Annotated in this window: 12 protein-coding genes; 10 read left to right on the forward strand and 2 right to left on the reverse strand. The window is 43.0% G+C overall.

Annotated features, from left to right (window positions below; all coding sequences use genetic code 11):
* The 10 genes from F0919_RS14350 to F0919_RS14395 all read left to right on the forward strand — a co-directional run bounded on the left by F0919_RS14350 (position 1) and on the right by F0919_RS14395 (position 15,808).
* Complete coding sequence (locus F0919_RS14350) at positions 1–585, forward strand: papain-like cysteine protease family protein (RefSeq protein ID WP_150033455.1); 585 nt, start codon at positions 1–3, stop codon at positions 583–585.
* Positions 586–603: 18 nt separating this feature from the next.
* Positions 604–1,953 (forward strand): hypothetical protein, encoded by a 1,350-nt coding sequence (locus tag F0919_RS14355; protein ID WP_150033456.1) that lies wholly within the window; start codon positions 604–606, stop codon positions 1,951–1,953.
* 19 nt (positions 1,954–1,972) lie between these two features.
* Positions 1,973–3,373: a hypothetical protein gene (locus F0919_RS14360; RefSeq protein WP_150033457.1), complete on the forward strand. Its 1,401-nt coding sequence runs from the start codon at positions 1,973–1,975 to the stop codon at positions 3,371–3,373.
* A 22-nt stretch (positions 3,374–3,395) separates the two neighbouring features.
* Positions 3,396–4,463 (forward strand): polyprenyl synthetase family protein, encoded by a 1,068-nt coding sequence (locus tag F0919_RS14365; protein WP_150033458.1) that lies wholly within the window; start codon positions 3,396–3,398, stop codon positions 4,461–4,463.
* Positions 4,464–4,481: 18 nt separating this feature from the next.
* On the forward strand, positions 4,482–6,113 hold the full coding sequence (locus F0919_RS14370; RefSeq protein WP_150033459.1) for a hypothetical protein: 1,632 nt from the start codon (positions 4,482–4,484) through the stop codon (positions 6,111–6,113).
* A 53-nt stretch (positions 6,114–6,166) separates the two neighbouring features.
* Positions 6,167–6,925: a hypothetical protein gene (locus F0919_RS14375; protein WP_150033460.1), complete on the forward strand. Its 759-nt coding sequence runs from the start codon at positions 6,167–6,169 to the stop codon at positions 6,923–6,925.
* Positions 6,926–7,034: 109 nt separating this feature from the next.
* A complete protein-coding gene (locus F0919_RS14380) occupies positions 7,035–10,952 on the forward strand; it encodes a hypothetical protein (protein WP_150033461.1) in 3,918 nt (1,305 codons plus the stop codon).
* A gap of 160 nt (positions 10,953–11,112) precedes the next feature.
* On the forward strand, positions 11,113–12,189 hold the full coding sequence (locus F0919_RS14385) for a hypothetical protein (protein ID WP_150033462.1): 1,077 nt from the start codon (positions 11,113–11,115) through the stop codon (positions 12,187–12,189).
* 681 nt (positions 12,190–12,870) lie between these two features.
* Positions 12,871–14,115 carry a hypothetical protein gene (locus F0919_RS14390; RefSeq protein ID WP_150033463.1) on the forward strand — a complete coding sequence of 415 codons (1,245 nt, stop codon included), beginning with the start codon at positions 12,871–12,873 and terminating at the stop codon, positions 14,113–14,115.
* Positions 14,116–14,206: 91 nt separating this feature from the next.
* Entirely contained in the window at positions 14,207–15,808 is a 1,602-nt protein-coding gene (locus tag F0919_RS14395; RefSeq protein WP_190277398.1) for a T9SS type A sorting domain-containing protein, read from the forward strand.
* 29 nt (positions 15,809–15,837) lie between these two features.
* Here the strand turns inward: F0919_RS14395 and F0919_RS14400 are convergent, their stop codons facing one another.
* Complete coding sequence (locus tag F0919_RS14400) at positions 15,838–16,965, reverse strand: tryptophan 7-halogenase (protein ID WP_150033465.1); 1,128 nt, start codon at positions 16,963–16,965, stop codon at positions 15,838–15,840.
* The gene (locus tag F0919_RS14405) at positions 16,965–20,222 is read right to left on the reverse strand and encodes a LodA/GoxA family CTQ-dependent oxidase (RefSeq protein ID WP_216629428.1); all 3,258 of its coding nucleotides are present in this window, start codon (positions 20,220–20,222) and stop codon (positions 16,965–16,967) included. The genes F0919_RS14400 and F0919_RS14405 overlap by 1 nt, the downstream gene beginning before the upstream one ends.
* Positions 20,223–20,389 lie beyond the last annotated feature (167 nt).

Consider the following 20,389-nt stretch of genomic DNA (forward strand, 5'->3'; position numbering starts at 1 on the left):
ATGAAAATATTTATTGATTCAAATGATGCGAGCACATCGGAGATAGGTGCATTTTACAAATTGCCTTGCCTCATTGCAAATGAACACTATTTGGAAATTGAATTAGAACAACAATTAAAATCCAGGTGGTGTTGGGTGTCTTTAGCATGTGCCATTGCAAAGTATTATGAAACAATGAATGTACAACAAGCTCATTTAGCAGATGAACTTGTAAAAAACACAGATACAGGATACGAAATTTATTCCCTTGAAGACCGGCAGGAAAAGAATGTAAATTTCAAACTTGATGTTGCATTGAAATATATCGGCTGCTTCAGTCATTGGTCGGCAGGAAAGCCAAATTTTGACAGGCTTAAGTTTGAAATAAATCAGGGGAGGCCATTATGCGCTCGTCTGGAGTGGCTCAAAGGCGGGGCGCATTACGTTATGATAAAAGGTTATGATTGGGAAAAAGGTACCTTGTTGATAGACGATCCCTTACATGGTTCAGATAGAATAGCTTTTGAAAATTTTCCGGAAAAATACCGGGTATCAGGAGCAATTTGGACAGAAACCTATTGGACAAATATACAAACTATTAAATAGCAATTAAATTAATTTAACATGGCAAATTTTGATGTTGCGGTTGGTTTAACCCAAAGCGGATTAAACTCAACCCTAGCGAGCTTGTTTGGTAACTCAACAGCTCAGAGTAAAATATTTACTCAAAGTTTTTCGCAAACGGTAAGTGGTATACCGGTTGATATAACTTTAAAGATTGACAGTGCTCCGACAATAGCACTTTCTCCACCCTCTACCACTTATTGGCAACAGTCCTATAATGCACAGGGACAAAACCAAACCGGCAATCCCCCATCAGGAAACGTTTTCCAGTTATTGATTTCCAGTTTGAGTGTCAGCGGCACTGTATCAGGCGTGGCTGTATCCGGAAGCACTTCGTTTCAGGTGTACGCACAAGTCTCGTTATCAAACAACAAGCTTTCTTTTGATGCCCTGTCAGTTTGGTTAGATGAAAGCACCTGGAATAAAATGGGATTAACCACCCTTATTGTCAATGCAATTATTATTCCATATGGATTGAATACAGCCAACAACCTTCTTAGCGCGATTTCAATTCCGCAAATCCCTTCTTTTTTGGGTGTTAGTTTTCAGGACCCGATACTTGGCATCACCAATGCTAATGAACTGGTGGTTGCCACTTCTATGACAACCAGTTCAGCAACAAGCCTGGACAGCTATACACCTCCGACGGGACTTGACATTTTTATGCAAGCGGATCTTGACGTGACGAATGCCGTATTGGCGGGGGCAATCAAAAATTATCCTTTTGATGAGTCCACCAAAAGCGGAGGTAGTGCGGCTTATGCAAGTGCGGAAATAAAAGGAACCGTACAGAGCGTTACTGCAAGTATTTCATCCGGAACTACAAATGCAAACATCAGCATTGCAAACATCAGCGGTTATGGAGAACTGGGAGGGACAGCTACGGCAATTGCTAAAACTGTGTTGTGTCCTATAGGCACGGCTATTGATGCCATTTCAAATCCAAGTGATTGGGATAAGATTGTTTCAAGTTTTTCAATAACCTATTCGCCCAATCCTCTTCCCGTACCATTTACATTAAATGTTAACGCTGACGGCGACGTACTTTTAAGTATTGGACAGCTAAGCACCGTAACACTTATTTTTTCACCGCAATGGAGTGGGGTGATCGGTTCAGCATTAGCAGCTGCAGCTGCCGGTTTTGCTGACCTTGTTACTTCAATTTTTAAGGAAAAAGTAGTGAACCCTTTCATCAGCAAGTTTGCGCAAAACATTAATATCTGGTCCAATCCATCAGTAAGTACGCAAGTTGAAGGTATAACTATAACCATTAGCGCAAATACCGGAACAGCCCTTGCAACACAAGGTGACAACTATATTGTAGAAGGCTTTACCGTTTCATTTTCTTAATATAAACATTATAAATTTTATGAAAAATAATAAAAAAGTTAACTGGCAAGCTCTTGAAACCGAAATGCTCAACGGTATCAGGAATAAACAAAATCAGGTATCATTAAAAGACACTCCTTTTTATCCGTTGGCTTTTCATACTGAAATGCCCGAAAATATTGGCTTTGACAATGGCCATGTGTCTTTCCGTTTCCACGATTTTAATATTAACGGACTTGATACACTGGAATTGAATACTGAGTTGTGCAAAACAGATAAAAATAAACTGCGCGTTGCGCTGCGCTGGAAGGACATTTCACTGAAAGCTAAATATGAAGTAAAAGCAACCTATGCCAGCAGGATTAATATTGATACCGGCGGCAACATGCAGGAATTGGATGAAAGTTATGCAAAAGCAGCGGGTGCAGACGGCACAGATAATGGAGTTACCCCGCTTTCGCCTGATGAGATCGATACAATGGTAACACAAGCAAGAGCACAAAAAGATCCCATCAATGGAACATATCATGGGCCTACATTGATGGCTTCCTATTATAAGAATAACGAATCTTATAACACGGTTTTCTGTACCAGCGCAAGATTAAGAGGCCTTTGGAGTAATGGCGGCGTAACGACTCAAATGTCCCGCGATACAAGCAGTGCCTTAAGTAGCAACGCCCCGGTAAATAATAATACTTATTCTAACGGCCTGGATTATAATCATAATTCTTTTCAACAACAGGTAAATGTATCAATAGCACTGTATGTTCTGGCAAATGCATCCCCTAAGGGATCTCCGCAATACCAGCAATATATGACTGCAGCAGGCGATTCTTCCAATTTTTCATCAACTATTCAGACAAACCTTGGCGACAATTCGGCGAATATTCCAACAATGACCGGAACGGACGTTTACAGCACTTTAAACGACAAAACCAAAACTCCGCAGGTAACTAACATGAAGGAGTTTATCAACAGTATGGACCAGGCCAATGGAGATGCAAGCACCAGTGCAGGCGCTGATGAAGAAGCTACGAAGAATGGCTGGAAAATTTTGAGTGAGCAGGAAAGAAGAGATATCAGAGAGCGTATATTTCTGTTTCGCGAAGAATTGATGGCAGACAAAAACACGCATTTCGATCTTTTATGGTCCGGCGATTGCCATACAGAGCTTAAAGGCGCTGAGGCAACAATGACCATAACTTATAATGAGGAAAAAGCAGCCTGGAAAATCACGGAGTCGGATGTTAAATTCCCCGCATTTGCCGTGGAAGTAGATGACTCTATGTGGACGGGCAAAGTTGCTGAAATTGTAAGAGAGCGTCTTGCAAGCATGCATTTTGTAAAAAGCCTGCTGCAAAGCAAGATTCAATCAGGTATTCAAAAAGTAACGGAGAAAGTGATGCTTCATACGCTGGCTACTCCCGGTATTGCACAATAATTAGAAAAACACTTACTGAAAATTGAAAGACTCGCTTTACGAAATCGACGAGCCAAGAGGCCAATGGCTTTATGCCGGAGAAAAATGGAAAGAAAATCCCTTAACGCGGATATATGATAAGTTGGTCGGCAACGATATGGAGAATTTTGAAGCTGCCCTGGCGTTAGCTTTGAAACCACAGGCAAAGTATTTAACAGATACCGAGCTTCAGCTATATGCGCGGGGAAAAAAAATCAGACCAATGATGCTGCTGCTTTCCTCCAGGCTATTTCTTGGCGATGGAGAATTAACGGACAAAGTTGCTAAGGCTTGCGCTTCGCTGGAAATGCTGCATGTTGCCACATTGATACACGACGATATTATTGACGATGCTTTATTAAGACGCGGATTAATGTCAGTGAACGCAAAAAGAGGTACCAATACCGCGATCCTCGTTGGCGACATGCAGTTTGTCCAGGCAATAAGAACCTTTGTTGATGCCATAGACACCCAAAGTGAAATGGGGTTGGTAAAGGTGGTACTGGACACGGCATTTAACATCTGTGCCGGAGAACTGGATGAATTGGAAACAGACCCCAACTGGAGTTATGAGGCTTTGCGGCAACGGTATTTTGAGGTAATTGAACGAAAAACTGCCATCATGTTTGGAATGGCTTGCGAAACCGGAATGTCCCTGGCAAAAGCAGGAAAAACCGAAACCAGGCGTATCGGTTTTTACGGCAGAAGGGTTGGCCGAGCCTTCCAGATTATGGATGATCTGTTTGATTTTTTACAGGACGAAAAAGACTCCGGCAAACAGGTGGGGGTTGACCTCATAAAGCGCCGGGCAACTTTGCCTATTATATATGCAATGGAAGAGCTGGGGGCGGAACACAGTGTCAGCAGAATTATGAGAGGCGAAATACCTGCCCCGATCGATCTGAGTGATGAAATCGATGCAATTATGTCAACTCAGGCCATTGAAAGGTCGTATGCAGACGCCAGACATGAAGCCTTAGACGCTTTGGAATATTTAAAACATTTTAAAAAGAATGCCTACAGAGATGCTTTGGAGGAGATAGCAATGTACACCGTTGACCGCAAAATTTAACCCTTTAAAAAGAAAGCCATGGCTGGTAATTCAAATTTATTTCAATTCATATTCACTACAATCTGCTCTTCCGCAAATAATCCGAAGAGTAACTTTTTTCTGCCTACTGTTTTAGCAGGCATTCAGAGTGGTGGTTCGTCCATTATTCCATTAAAAGAAAAAAACTGGGATATCGGAACATTAACCGGAAGCAATGGTAGCTTTATTGCCCAGCAGATAGCAAATTCGTATTCGCAGATTTCGGTACCTGACCCGAATCAGGAAGCAATACCGTTACCTTCCAACCCCAATCCTACCTTGAATCTGCAGGATCCCGATAATGTGAACATGGTTACCATTAACGGGTTGGAGAATGCATATGTACAGAGTTTTCAGAATTATAATTATAATGATTCGACAGGCTGTATAACTGCCGATATTGTTATGAATTTCAATTACTGGACAAACAATCCGGGAGGCTTGCAGCCCGGGCAGAAAGTTACCCCTTTATCGATTGACACACCATTTGTCCTGACACAAAATTTATGTATAGCTAACCTTTCTGCTCCTACAACCTGTGCTGACCCCAATGCAAGTCCGGTTATTGTACAAGGCGTGGGAGATTTTCAGGCGGGCATCAGTTCTTTGCAGTTCACTGCTTCTATACAAATTTCAGTGTTGAATAACAGAGCAGGGCTGAATTGTCAGGTTACTAACATAAATCTTGTTACCACGGGCTCAGGGGCGCCTCAATTTCAGAATATAAATGTTCAGTTAACAAATTCAGATCCTGCCCTGAGCGGAATAATTAATAATCTGATTACTTCCGCTCTTTCTTCTTCTGATGCAAGCGGCGCTATATTTTCACAAATGCAGCAATCACTCAATACGTCAGGAAACCTTGGTGCATTGTCTGATACGCTGACAAGTCAGATTGCAAGTTTCCTGAATGACCATATGTCGCCGGTAGTGGGCCAGTTGCCTTCCGATAGCGGCCAGCAGGCAGACAATCTGGTGGATCTGTACCTTTTCGACCGTGTGCGTTATTCATTGAATGATTCTACAAGCGGATGGTATGTGCAAACCTTGTTGCAGCAATACCAGAATCCACCGCTTAATCCGTTCAAGCCGAGTGACATTAGTTTGGGAAGCTTTGATTTGTTTGCAGGCTTAACATTGTCGAATGTAACATTGTCAAATATTGTAGTAAACGGATTCCCGAATGCCACTGTTCCGGCAGCCACCATGATATTAGCACCGCCTAACATGAGTTTTGCTATTCTGCTTGGTTCATTAGGGTCCGGTACCAATGCTTCCGCAACATTTTCAGCCAGTTATTCCGGCGGCGCAGGGCAGTTGAATTTTGGTTTAACGGTTGCTATAAACTCCGTTTCCCTTACCTCTACCGTTGCTCCTACAGGTTCCACCGTAAGCCAGTTGAATATTCCGTTCAATTCAATCGTGTTCGCTATTCCTCAGCCTTCAGCTATGGTCATAACACTGGACGATCAGTCCGGCCTGGCCCCTGCTGTACAAAATGTGCTCAATTCACCATCCGTTCAGACTATAATCGTTAATGCCATAAACTCGCAACTGACGGGACACCTTGGCGATATTGGTAATGAAGTTACCAGCATCATTCAGAATCTGGTAAACCAGACCATAGGTTAGTTCTATTGTTTTTTTAAGAATCTTTATTTAAAGTATTATAAAACATTATATCAATGAATATTGATACATGGAAAGCTAATGCTAAGGCACAGAAGGGCGTCCTTGTTGTTTGGGTGGATCAGAGTACGGATTCAGCCCTTAAGGCAATTAATAGCAACGGCGTTTGTTTTGCAATGGCCCGTGATTTTACGTTGAGTTTTCAGGCAGGCGGCACCGCTCCCTTTTATTTTATAAATGGTATTCGTGATGCGGATGTAGCTTCAGGAGGGACAAACAGAATTCCGGCTAAATATATAGCCGACCAGCAATTGTACAAGGCTGAAAATGCATCCTATAATAATACGGTCAAGGTGCTTCGCGCAGAAAGCAAAACGGCTACAAAAGAAGGAAAAGCAGCCATTTTAAAGCAATTAAAAGACATATTGCAGGCCTGGAGAGGTATCTGGTACGGAAAAACAATGAAGTCCTTTGATGAAGCAACAGAGGATATTATTATCTCGGCTTTTGATGATTTTCTGTATCCTAAAATGGACACGCTGGTTCAGCAAAACGGCCCGTCCTATTTTATTGTTTCGATGTCTAAAAAGGGAGGAGGGCATGCTATTGCTTTTGGCCTCCGTCCCGATTTAAGTACGGATACATTTTCGGGTATTTATGAATATTTTGATGCTAATCTGGGCTCATTTACATTTCCTACATTTCAAAATCTTAAAGATTTCTTTGATACGAATGTTCTTTCACTATATATAGATTACAGCAAATTTACCATGGCTTCATTTGTAGCTACCAATAATGACAGGCATATTCCTTAACCCGGATAATAGTTTGCATGTGCACTTTTTGGAATGTGCACATATTGACGTGTTTTTGTATCAAAGCATAATAAGAAAATAGTTATTGTATTTTTAAATAATTTATAAAATGGGTAGTTCAAAATCACCAAACAATGCCCCTTCAGTCGCCACAATAAGAACATTGCTAAATATAGCCGACGACGGGTCGATTGCCGGTGGGATAGTTTCGATTGGTGCTACTACATTACAGTCAATTGATGGGGCCGGTGTAATTCCTCAGTTAATTACATTGGCATACTCCACCAACACTATTGTAATCAACGAAGCAAAGGCAAATCCTGTTTCAGAAGGAACAAATGTTATCATAAACGGGACAGGTACGTTCAATTTTACACCTGACAGTGTAGCGGTAACCATGACCTTGAGCATAGTGAACAATAATGTTCAGGCTTTGCTGCAATATGAAATGATTCCGGCTACGCCGCCCACAACCCCCTGGAAATTTTCCGACAGTTTTCCGAAGCTGCCCACTTTAATGAATGGAACGCTACCCGATGCGGCCGTAATAAGCCCATTGGATCAACTTCAAATGTCGGATGCACAGTTTCTGCTTTCAACTTATGAACAGACTGTAAACGACATTGCCCTCTCGGTTGGCGTTAACTTTTCTGCCGCACTAACACCGACAGGAGTACTTGGGATATTTGAGAATTTAATAGGGACCGGGCAGATGATCATAAGCGGAACGGTAAACTCGCCTGATGCATCACAAAAATCTACCCCGTTAGGTCAGAATGAATTTCCCTGGAACCAGACAGGTATTGTGCCGGGCATTAATTTAATGGCCGATTTAAATGTAGCTGCCTTTCAATTGGGCAGCATGACTTTTTCGGCTGATTATTTCAGGGTTTACAGCCCGGCAAGCACAGATTGGCAGGCAAATAACTCAACCTATAATGTTACAGTGGGTTACACCGGAGCATTTGATATCCCCAGCGCACAGGCCAATATCGGCGTTGCAGTCGTTACACCTCCGGGAACTGATGCCGCACAGCTCGTAGCCGATTTTACAAATTCACCTATCGGCGATTTTAGTAAACTGGTCGATATTTTGGGCATCAACAATGCTTTGAGCCTATTCCCTTCGGAAGTGCAAAGCGGTAATCTGGGCGGGCTTGGGATACAGAACGCGAGTGTAAGTTTAGCATACAATAAGAGCATCGTAGTATCTGCTGTTTCTGTATCTGTGGGGATGCCGCAAATTGACTGGAAAGTCTGGCCGGGTGTATTTGAGGTGATTTCGGTAATGGCTGAATTTGACGTACAAAATCCATTTGACGATACTAACAGAGCAATCGATATCAATGTGACAGGCACGGTAGAAGTTGCAGGTACTACCGTAACCATTAGTGCGGTAAAGTCGAACAACTTTACAGTAACGGCTTCGGTGCCCGATGGATTCAATGTTCCTTTAAGTACTTTAATGGAAAGCTACGCACCGGGTATTCCTCCTGTGAGCGACCTGGCAATCGACACGCTTCAACTTGCCGTATCTCCGGGTAATTTTTATTCCTTCACCCTTGCTATGGCGCAGCAGCCGCAGCCCTGGGTAATACCGCTGGGGGTTACACAACTGGAATTCAGCGATGTGAACTTGTTTTTATTAAAACAAAGTGCAGGCGATCTGAGTGGTAACTTTTCCGCAACGGCTCAGATTGCGGGCGTTACTTTAAATGCAAGCTATGATATACCGGGAACGGTTGTTATCAGGGGCGATTTTCCGTCGGTAACACTAAGTGAAATTGTATCCTTTTTGCTGCAGCAACAATTGCAGTTGCCTGATGGTTTCGATCTCACCTTTACCGATTCCTACATCATATTGCAAAAATCAGGCAGCGATTACCAGTTGCAGCTGGGAACCGTAATTGATAATATAGCAAGCCTGGCTTTCGTGTTGGAAAAAGGCACTACAGGCTGGGGCGTTGCAGTAGGCTTACAGATTGAACTTAGCCAGTTGGGAAATCTGCCGGGAGGCATATCCGGTAGTGTGCAAACATTTGCAGACTGGTTTCCCTTCCAGACTTTCACCCTGGCAATCTCTACCATACAAGACCAGAATTTCAGTTTTCCGGGCTTCCAAACCTTTAATCAGCCATCGTTAGGAACTTCCAAGATTACCCTGCCGGCCATTGCCCAGGGCATTCAGCCGGGCTTCTTCCTGTACACCAGTACTGTTTTCACCAGAAAGAATAATATACTGGGTGCTTTAATTGACCTGATAAAAATTCCGGAAGGAACCCAACTGGATGGTTTCATAGCATACCTTACCGAGAAAAAACAATTTCAATTAGGCATTTCCATATCCACTTTCCTTACTCCGGACAGTGATGTAAGCAAAAGAACATGCACAGGAGATGCAGGGTATCTTAATGGTTGCCTGACAGGCACATTGATGTTTGTCGGAGGAGGTGGAGGCGATTTCGGCGTCAGTTTGATGGCTACCGTCAAGACAATTATCGATAGTAATAATGTTGAGTTTGATCTTATAATCGCAGTCGTGGAGAACGGCGTCTTCATTTCGGGAAGCATGCATGTTCAACAACCCATTTCGTTCGGCCCGTTGCAGCTTGGCGGTCTTGCCATTGAGCTTGGCATTTCGTTTGAAGGGCTGCCAAGCTTTGGCTTCTCGGCCGAATTAGAGGTGGACGATCTTTTCGACAGTTCTCTTTCTGTGCTGATAAATAGTGAGAATCCGTCCGAATGTATGATTGCGGGTGCGTTGAGTAACTTAACCCTCGATGATGTCGTATCAAAATTAGCAGGTACCACAGGAGATTCCGGCTTAGATGATATACTGAAACAAATTTCAATTTCAGGTACTTCTAACGGGGCTTTCCAGGTTCCGGCCGGCTCAGAAGCCAATACATTAATCGACTCCCTGAATAATTTCAATGGACAAAATATCTCCAACGATTTTGTTACCTATGGTAAATTGCCAAGCTTCCCTACTTCCAGTGATGGAATGATGATTTTCAATAATGCGGATAGTGGAAAGTGGTATATCACGGAGCAGGCGGGAGCAGGAAGCAATTCAACTATCACACACTGGCAAGTAATAAAAGACCAGAATACCGGTGCTTTAAATGTGTCAAGAGAAGCGCAGTTCTATTTTGTTCCTGCACCGGCCGGCGTTAATATCGGCACCTTCTTTTATCCGCAGGGAATGAGCATAAGCGGGAATATTAAATTTCTGTTTATAGACATTGATGTCGATATTGATATTGCGCTGAACAAGGGTATATTGGTGGATGCTGAAATGGAACCTATTACCTTTATCAGTACTAATTTATTCAGCATTACTGCCCAAAATGGTTCCGGCGGGCCGCAATTATCTTTATGCACCTATAGTCAACCAAACGCACCTCAGGGTTTTCAGGATCCGCATTTCTTCATAAGCGGGAAAGTTACTGTTCTGGGTGCGGGCAATAGTGTATTTGTCAATATTAATTCAAGTGGGGCTCAGTTCCTATTGTCGGGTTCAACACTTGGCGGATTTTTCAGCGGAACACTTACGGGAACATTCAACGAGAACGATTTACAGGTGGGCGGCCAAATAAACATTGGAATTGGCTCCATCGATTTAGGACCTTTGGGAACCTGGAACATAGATACAGGTGTAAACGCGGGAGCGAATATATATGCACACTTACAAGGCGGAACAGCAGGCGCTGACTTTAGTGCAGGTTTCGAACTTGGCGGCAATCAATATTCTATCGGTACGCTTTCTTTAAATATTAATACCGGTAAACTTTCAGATTTGCCTGCGGCAGTTTTTAATGCTGTCAAAGACTTTTTAGTCAATCTCTTCACTGATCCTAAGAAGTGGGCCGAGATGGCAGCAAAAGTATTGAACTGGGTAGAAGACCAGGTTACATCGGTGCTGGAAAGCGCATTTGGTTTAAGCGAAAGCGATGCAAAAGCTATCCTTTCCGCACTTGGCCTGTTCTGCCCTATCATTACTGCGGTGAATATCCTTGGCAGTTAATATAAGAGCGGGTGAAGAATGACAAATCCGGGCAATTACCAACAGGCAGGTAACAGCAATGTGATTATGAGATATCTTTATGCCCCGGACTTTGAATGGACATGATAACCTTGTAAATGAAACAGCAACAGAACAGAGCCGGGCAAAATTCTTTCGACGTATGAAAAGGACATTATTTATTTTTTCCGATGACTTTGGCGAATTAGTACTTTTAAGATTACTGATGTATAACCAGCCTGTTAACGCTACCGCTTTAATGCCGGAGCACATGCTGCCATACATAACATTACCTAATGTTGAGAAATTTGCGTACCGGAATGCGGATGATTTGAAAAGGTACATAGATGATATCATGCCGGAACAGATACTGTTTTTCAGTGCCTATATATTGGCTACCAATAATCTGATAAGTACTCCTGAGTTTTATAGCTTGATGGATTACCTTGATGAAAAGAAAATAGAAATATCCACCAGCGATCCTTTTATCCGGTATTATGATCAGGTGGATTTTGACCTGCAGGCAAAAGATTTTCTTTCCAATGCCAGAAATGCATTTAAAGAAATCGGCGAAAGGCTGGCCGGCTACAGGCACTTATATCCTATACCGGTACAACCAGGTTCAACACCGCATCAGTCATTTTCAAATCATTTCAGGAAAAATACCCTGAAACAAGCCCATGATAAGAAGCAATGGACTTTTGTTATGGCAATGCATGATTACAGATTGCTGCAGTTTGAAGGACAGTTAATATACCATAAGACCGTAGTTCCGTTATTTACCTCATTGGCCAATGATTATAACATCAGCGTTAACCTCGTATTACCCGAGGAATTCTACAAAATCCTGAAAAGAGAACTTAAGGATGTTTCCGGTATTAACTATATCAATTATTGCAGCATAGATGCCTTTGAAGATTTAATCATTCAATCGGATGTGATGATCTATTGGAACCTGTTTTCCGCTTCAACCTTGTTGTGCAGGCTTTACAACAAGCCGACCGTTTTTCTCAGCAAGGGGCATATGGAAACGATTTTCCCCGGCTTTCTGAATTACATCAGGCCTTCCTGGTTCCCTGAAAAAGAGCCCGGGATAATGAAAATAAATGACTCTTTAATCCCCGATATTATTAAGAAAATTGAAGCGGAGGAAGCCGGAACAAACGAGCCCATGCTATTCCAACCATATTTTGATTTAGACAGCCCGCTGACGGTACTAAACTCGATGTCGTTAAGTTAAGGTGCTTAAATCGAACAAATATAAAGACGCGTTCAATCGGCCTGTTCAGAACCCCGCAGCTTAATGCTGCGGGGTTTTTATTTGAGCAGTTTGTGTATTCGAAAACAGATATGAGACATTTTGAAATGCCCCATGCCTGTACCGAAATAATACCCTTCACTCCTTCTGAACAGATATTGGAAGCAAAAACGTCTGAATATAAGTCCTTCATTTCGGAAACAGCTCCAGAGTCTGCGTTAAGTCTAAGTTCTTGTAGTTAATACTTTCATGATGATGATTGAGTCTCGATCTATCACCCTTTATCTTCTTCAATGAGGAATATTTATCCTTTAAATCAGAATAAGGTACAGTAAATAATTATGCTGTTATAAATAATTGAAAATCACAGGGTTTAAATGACGTATCAGAATAATCGGCATAATATCCCAAACTCCGTAATACATATTTTATCAAAATTTGAAATTTAAAGAGAAAACACTTAATATCAGGAAAGTAGGATATAAAAATATATATGTTTGTGCTTTTGTTTTCCATTATAGTGGAAAATGCTGAATTTCTGCTTTTTGTGCATAAACAATACTTGCATGTTAAAGTGATTTCTCAATCTGTTAAAAAAAATCATAATTCATAAACAATGTCCATATTTGAGCATAAATTATTTAATTACTTAATTAAATTATTATGCGCAAAACAAAACACGCTTTATTAGCAAACATCTGTAAGGCAAAATCCGCTTACGTATTTCTTGCCATTCCTGTAATAGCTCTGATGGTGGCAACAGGTTCCTGTAAAAAGAACACGCCGATGGCATCAGCGCCCACAACATCCGGCGACTCGAAAACAGCATTAATATCAGGCGGAATGACGGAAGAACAGATAGACAGAATGGTAACGCAGTTTTACAGTGATGTTACCGCATTGAAAGACGAACCTGCTTCTGCCGACAATGTTTCCCTACAGCAAGCCGTACTTAACACCGAAGCTGTTTATAACAAGTATGTGGTTGTGAAAGATTATTCCGGCGATATAGCAACCGATGAAATCAGTTTCCAGATTCCCGCTAAAAATGACGGTTCCGGTTCTGTAAATATGAAGGAAGCAGCCAATACTTTCTGGGCCATCAAAGCAGCATTACTGACGAAGCAAAGCAACCTGACGGAAAATAATGTGGTGCCTGTTTTAGAGGCTTTTGACCTTGAAGTGATAACTGATGCTGACGGCAATCCTGCATTGACCGAAGGCAATTATACCCTGAGAGCAGACATAGCTTTTGCGCGTCCTGTTGGCAACAATACTGGCGTTGAACAAGATAACGATATTTTTACGAGTCCGCCTACGCATTCCTGGAGGGCATGGGGTTCAACAGATGGCACCTGGCCAACAAATGGACAAGCCACTATTGACCATACCAATATGACGGTTATTGTGAGTTCCATTGACCTGAGCAAGCGTTCTGCACCTACGGCTTTACGGGCATTGGGCATCCATAACTACCGCCAGACATATGGGCAAACCCCCACAGGTTATGCTTTTGACATCAGCACCGTAGGCGGGAATAGTAACAGCGGCATTGCATTTCCAGTCATGCCTTCAGTCAATTGTGATTATGTGACCAGAGGTATTAATGACTATGCCAATATCCGCTGGTGGGACACAAAAATATATGATGACATTTCTGCAGATCCTTATGTAATTTATAAAGTGTGGCTTACTACTCCTATGATGAATTATTATGTCGCGGCCATTAAAGATGCTATCAACCTAAACCTTGCGCCGGGAAAATATTTCTATGACTTTCATATCAAAACGAATACCGCCTCAGGAGGCCAACAAAGCCCTTATAGCTTTTACTTTCATGTGTATTGTATCTCAAGCAGCAAGCTGATCCGTTATGTTCCTGTGGGACTTCAATTAAACGAGCTATAACAATTTTTACAGATAAAAAGACAATAATTACATTCGGATTGTTTGTATGGCTCTACAATCAATCCGATTCCATCTCTTAAAAACACTACTTATGCTTTCAAAATATTTCAGGCTTGTCCTTTTTTTGATGATGGGAATGTCGTACTCCCACACTTACGCTCAAAGCAATTTGCAGAATTTACTGGATCAGATGCAAGACAAAGAGCACGGGAGAACTCCTTACTGGATCGAGCACGGTAATTATTATTATTTTGTGTCATGCCAAAAGGCAGGGCCTTATAACAGTGCACTGCATGGCTGGGCCAGCCAATACTTCCTGAATAAATATGATAAAAATACCCTGCAAAGACTGGATCAAAAATACTTGTATGGCGATACCCTTAACAGTGACAGCATAACCTTTGGGCCTTACATAGCATTAAAAGACAAGATGTTTTATCTTTTCTATACCTCACAAGCCCAACATGGCAATACGGTTTCGCCTTATTATTATTTCTACCAGCGAATTGATATAAACTTTAATACGCATGTACCGGAGAAAAGGGTAGAAGACAGCGCAAAGATCGATTTTGTTTTCTCTGACTGTTTAAAGCCAATGGATAACGGCAATTTTTTTGTAGGTTATAGACAGATATATAATCCTGCGCTCTTCCCCTGGCGCAACCACCTGATACTGGATTCGATGGGCAATACCATTTCAAATGCAAGGGTTAGTGGTACTGCATTAATGCGGGGTTTTACGCCTTTGGGTAACCATACATACCTTGTATCGGGTGATTATGCTGCGGGATCGGGTAGTGCACCCGGTAGCTTTGGCTGGTGCCTGGTGAACGACAGCATGCAGACGCTCGATACTTTTAATGACAAATACGGAGCGGTGCAGGATCCTGTTGCCTTATCTTATTTTTTCAAACCCGGTACTATTGTACTGCCCGGAGGATCGCTTATTTCTGCAAGTGCAACGCGTTTTGCGCCGGGCTCTTTAGGGGATGAAAGCAATTATCCGTTGATACGCAAACATACAGCCGCTTCTCGTTACGGTATTGATAAATTTGTGGTTTCCGGCCCTCTTGATAATACAGATACCGCACATGAAAGTATCTGGATGCCGGTTTCTGTTGCGTACAATCCATACGATCATACAATATATTATGCTTCAACCACGCATCATATTTTTTTTACCAGCTGTGCCGAGAACAGCGACAAAGGCTATTTGGAGGTAATAAGCCTTGATACCAATTTAAATATAAAATGGAAGAAATATTTTAAAACAAATAGCATTTGTTCTATTGTTAAAGGTATTAATCAGCCTTACGAACGTTCGGGAATAATCCTTACAGGGTATGACTTCCTTTCAGAAGATAACAATTCGATTTATGACTGGACGTATTACATCAATGATGCTACGGAATCAGACACTTTACCATTAGCAGTCACAGAGCCGGAGTCAGCAGTAAAAAACAACTTCAAAGTTTATCCCAATCCGGCCAATGACATTATTCAAATAAGTGTCGAAAACGCTGTTTTAAAATCTGTAACTGTTTATGATATAACAGGGCGAATTTTACTTTCAAAATCATTATCAAAGCAAAAGGAATCAATAAATATCGGACGCTTCGGCAAAGGCATATATTTATTGAAATGTGAAGATAGAAACGGGCAGGCTTTTATGAGTAAAGTGATGAAAGAATAATGATGTTATGACGATTAACCTTGCTGCTATCAGCTCCTCCGCTTCCAGAATGTTGCATCTTTCCAACGCTGCTCTTGGGTGTAGAAAAGATTTTTGTGCTGTATATAACGGTTCCAGATATTATCCATCTGGATTGTATATTCAGCTTGTATCTGTTCTGTTTTTTCAGGATTGTCGAGAGAGGTCTGCTTAAGCAATAGTTCTGCAAGTTGCAACGCGCCTGCCATAGCATTGAACATACCCTGCGAGGAAAGCGGGTCGAAGCTCATGGCGGCATCGCCCACGGCAGCCCATTGTTTACCGGCCACCTGATTCAGCCGTGTTGAATTGGCGGTAACAACACCGCAATAATCAACGTTACCCTCAACTGCATTCATAATTGCAGCCATTTCTTTATTGGCTTTTGCTGCTTCAGTAAACCAGCCGGCATCTTTTAAAGCAGCCGGATCAAGCAAATCAGGATCGGTGTGCATGGCCATAACTCTTTTATTGTCGGGTAATGGCGCGCTGTACCACCATCCTGTTTCCGCCGAAGATATAGTACTCATTCTATTCTCTTCGCGGTCAGGCATCGTTGCCCAATGAGCTATCAATTTGTCAGAATGCATCCTCGCAATTTTCAACTGCTTTGCAAAAACAGATGACCGCCCGCTGGCATCTACAACGAATTTTGAAACGATATCAAAGGGTTCGTTATCCGTAGTGGTTGATTGGAGGCTGAGCCGCCAACGCGCATTTTCATAATGGCTTTTATACAATTTTACACCCCAGTAACATTGCACACCGCTTTCCGATGTTTTTTTTCTGAGGTGCGCTTCAAAGGCATTCCGGTTAAGGTGCCACCCTGGCCCATCGGGATTTCTCAGATTGTCAACTACATGAAGCATTTCGCTTCCCCAATAAGATTTGGTACCCGGATTGGGTAAGTAAAGGTTATCCGTTGAATTTTGCTGAACAATATCGTCGAGCAAATCGAGTTTTCGCAATATCCGGCGCGCTGCGGGGGCAAGGCATTCTCCGACCCGCTCAACAGGTTCCGGCAATTTATCTATAAGCACTACCTTATACGTTGCGGAGAGAGCCATAGCCAGCGTACAGCCGGCTATGCCCCCTCCGACAATCGTAATGTCGGCCTCTGAAAGAAAGTTATGATTCATTAACGCTTGCGCACTATTTCTTCTTTAACAAATGTGTAAGGTACGTACCTGTGGAAACGACTGCCTTTTTCGCCTTCGCCAAGCTCGGTTTTGGTGTATCCCTGCGGCTTCATGGCAAGTGACTTAATGGCCTTATGTGCTTTGGATTCAAGCAGTCTCAACAGCCTTTTGATTACCGGAGATTCTTTAAAATCTTCAGACAATTCATGTTCCAGTAAAGAAGTCAGGTTTGCTTTTGCATCGCTCAGCGAATCGTATTCGTTCAAAAGATTTTCTTTCGATAGGTCTGTCAGAGCGGTGTTCAGCAAAGCTGTCGCTTTTTTATCTGTAATCTTTTTCCTGGCCATGATAGCATCCAGTTCTCCGCGGGCTTCGTTCAGCAATGCTGCTTCCTGCTCGGCGCTTGGAATTAAGCCGACTTGCATAGCGGCGGGGAAGGCGCCATTGTGAGGTGTGCCCGGTCTTAATTGTACCACTGCCAGTTTATCAAAATACTTGATCATGCTGTTGATCTGATTCGTATAGTTTGGAGCCATACCATCAAGCGGTAGATCGTTAAGCCATAGGGCACGGTATGCAAAAGCCTGCTTGCGGGTTTGTTCCGAAAGCTCAGGGTTAATGGCTTCTTTATACCTTTCTTCATTCAGGATATTGTTAGGTACCCGCGCAGGCCAGAACGTCGGCACATACGGATCATATTCCGATGTATAACCATCCCTGCAGCTTGCTGTATCGGTTTGCCATGGAATAGCCATCCACCTTGTAACGCCACCCGCCACTTGTCCGCCTAATAAGGGGCCCTTTGCCAATGTAAATACATCACTATTCATCACAGGACCGTAATAGCAGGAGTCCACAAGCGGCAGCTTCGGAGCGTGCTTTAAACGGAAAGCAGACATATACATACCCGCTGTACGCATCGGCCAGGTCATTTCGCATCCGGGATGGAATGCATCTGCCAGACAGAATTCCATTGCAGCTCTCGTAAGCATTTCCGGTTGTGCTGCAACAGGCAATGTATCAATGGTCATCGGAGGCGGGATATAGGGGCAACCGGTTCTGTCTTTGTAATCTGCATCAAAATCTCCTTTTACCCATTGGTCAAGGAAGGAAAGCTGCAAATCACTCAGGGTTGAATTCTGACGAACGGAACCAGTGCTCGGAATGCTGACAGCATCGCCGTATAACCAGGGCCACAATTGCGGCGCTTCAGCACCTGAAACATCATAGCGACGGAAGTTATTGGAAATCGTCCTGCGCATTTCGAGGTTTGCAGGAGAAGGGTCATTTAGTTTTATTTTCCATTCAGGCGTGGTATAGTCAAACTGACCTCCCCAGCCGAATGCAGATGCAAATCCGGCATTTACCCATTGCAGGTTAGTAAGGCGTTCGAAAATAGGCAGGATGTCTTTTGTAAAAGAAGGTCGTGCGGGTCTTGCCAGCATACCTGCTTTAACCGCTACGTCTCTCATCAGATCCCACATGGTACGCACCGATTTTTGCATAGGCGCATAATCGGGAGGCGCGCAGATTACCCAAGCCGGGTCAACTTTAAGTTTTACGCCGTTGTATTCTACTTCAGCAGTAACAGGCCCGTCTGATATATCATCATACCAGCCTTCATTGTTTGCAAAGGTAATGGCGATATCACCGTTTAAGTTTTCGGAAACACCATGACCGCCAAGCATAATCAGGCGGCCTTTGTCATCTGTATGCATTTCTCCCAGATACACTTTTTTGCCCTGGAATTTTCCGATGAACTTAGGCCCGTCTTCGATGCTTGTACCGCTTATGCTTTGCGCTTTACCGTCAATGATAAGGGAATCGCGATCTTTTACATCGATATTTCTCAAAAGAGAAGGCGGAGCAGTTGCTGCATCGGGAATATCAAGCGCCATCTGGAATTCATACCAGGATGATTTCTGGTTGGCGAGATGTGAATGCCATATAATGTTGGCATTTTCTGCGGTCAGTTCCTTGATGGCTTTACCTGCGGCATTGAATCCGTATATGCGGAATTGTGCAGCCTGACGTTTCAAAGCGCCTGTCTTGTCTCTGTAAGCATACTCATCAACGCGTGGTTCCGGATCTGTAACTTGTGGCCCGATAAAATATTCTTTTTCGCTGTTCCCTACACGCATTACACCGATAGGCGGATAAATACCGGCCGTTACGATACAATCGCTGTCTTCATCGCTGTTTATTGTAAAGTGCGGATTGACCCTGTCCGGTTCCTGAGACGGTTGCCCGTTTGCCTGATGGCGCGTTTGCGCACTGGCTGCGTAAACGGTTTTTCTGGCTTCTGCAATCGAACCTAAGGGTTCATGCGCTGCCAGTGTTCTCCAGATATTGAAGGCCAGCATGTTTCCAAATTCAGGCTGTCCGATAGCACAAATATCCTGCTGCGGGAAATGGAGTTCTGCAATACATACATAAGGACTTTCTTCAGTGCTCCAGACAACCTGTGCATCGTCGAGCGGCATCGTTGCAGGATTGGTGCGGGGTTGTATTTCAAAGCGGAATTTTGCTTCTTTGCTACGCAGGCGTTGCTGAAGGTCAAGCGCAAGATAATCGTTGTCATCAAAGGGTGCGCCGCGATCGGTATCTTCCGGAATAAGACGGTATTTGACAATATTGGTTTCTCCGAGCTTAAATGGAAGAATGGCCCAATAACCTGCACTTAAGCAGCTTGCCTCAACCTTTGACATGGCGTTTAAGATGCTTGCCAGTTCGGGATGCTTGTCTATATAGGCATCATAATCGCCATCTACCACGCCGGCTGTTGTGAAAGCACACATCTGCTGTGCGTCGCGTGCAAAGAAGCGGTCGATATTCTGGAAGATAAAATCGGCATTATTACCTTCGCCGAAAAGCTTGGGTCCTTCAACGCCGAAAAGTTTCAATCCGAGGCCAAGCGTGGAATGTAAATCGGGAGAGGTTGGTCCGGTATCACTGGAAAACCTTGCAGCGCATTCATATTCATTGCCTGCGAAGATGCCTTTTTTATATTCCTTTGGAATGTCTTTTTTGATAATGAATTTGCCGTAGGCTATGCCATGTTGTTTGCGGAAAACGGCGCGTTCAGCAGGCATCTGTCCTCTTTCGATTCTGGTCTTCTGCCCCATTTCAACGAACATTTCCTTAAGACGTTGTGTGACGATTCTGATATCGCCATCACTATCCCAACAAGCGACCTTATTGGCAGAAGCTTGTCCTTTGGGCATGGATTGCCCTTGTTTTTTTGATTCTTTACTCATGCGTTTTGCTTTAAATTGTGGTGATTCAATACGCACAAAATGAGAAGATTTTGAATTTTATGCAACGCGTATTTCTACCTGATTTATAAGTTAACGAAGGGTTGCACCCAATTCTCTATGTATCTATCCCGCCGCCGGGAAAAGGTGTGGTTTAAATGAAACACATA

This window comes from Taibaiella lutea (assembly GCF_008629695.1).
GTDB classification, from domain to species: domain Bacteria; phylum Bacteroidota; class Bacteroidia; order Chitinophagales; family Chitinophagaceae; genus Taibaiella; species Taibaiella lutea.

What these genes read in the sequence shown, in the direction of transcription:
- F0919_RS14350 (WP_150033455.1), top strand. Translation starts at nt 1, where the DNA reads ATGAAAATATTTATTGATTCAAATGATGCGAGCACATCGGAGATAGGT.
- F0919_RS14355 (WP_150033456.1), top strand. Translation starts at nt 604, where the DNA reads ATGGCAAATTTTGATGTTGCGGTTGGTTTAACCCAAAGCGGATTAAAC.
- F0919_RS14360 (WP_150033457.1), top strand. Translation starts at nt 1,973, where the DNA reads ATGAAAAATAATAAAAAAGTTAACTGGCAAGCTCTTGAAACCGAAATG.
- F0919_RS14370 (WP_150033459.1), top strand. Translation starts at nt 4,482, where the DNA reads ATGGCTGGTAATTCAAATTTATTTCAATTCATATTCACTACAATCTGC.
- F0919_RS14375 (WP_150033460.1), top strand. Translation starts at nt 6,167, where the DNA reads ATGAATATTGATACATGGAAAGCTAATGCTAAGGCACAGAAGGGCGTC.
- F0919_RS14380 (WP_150033461.1), top strand. Translation starts at nt 7,035, where the DNA reads ATGGGTAGTTCAAAATCACCAAACAATGCCCCTTCAGTCGCCACAATA.
- F0919_RS14385 (WP_150033462.1), top strand. Translation starts at nt 11,113, where the DNA reads ATGAAAAGGACATTATTTATTTTTTCCGATGACTTTGGCGAATTAGTA.
- F0919_RS14390 (WP_150033463.1), top strand. Translation starts at nt 12,871, where the DNA reads ATGCGCAAAACAAAACACGCTTTATTAGCAAACATCTGTAAGGCAAAA.
- F0919_RS14395 (WP_190277398.1), top strand. Translation starts at nt 14,207, where the DNA reads ATGCTTTCAAAATATTTCAGGCTTGTCCTTTTTTTGATGATGGGAATG.
- F0919_RS14400 (WP_150033465.1), bottom strand. Translation starts at nt 16,965, where the DNA reads ATGAATCATAACTTTCTTTCAGAGGCCGACATTACGATTGTCGGAGGG.
- F0919_RS14405 (WP_216629428.1), bottom strand. Translation starts at nt 20,222, where the DNA reads ATGAGTAAAGAATCAAAAAAACAAGGGCAATCCATGCCCAAAGGACAA.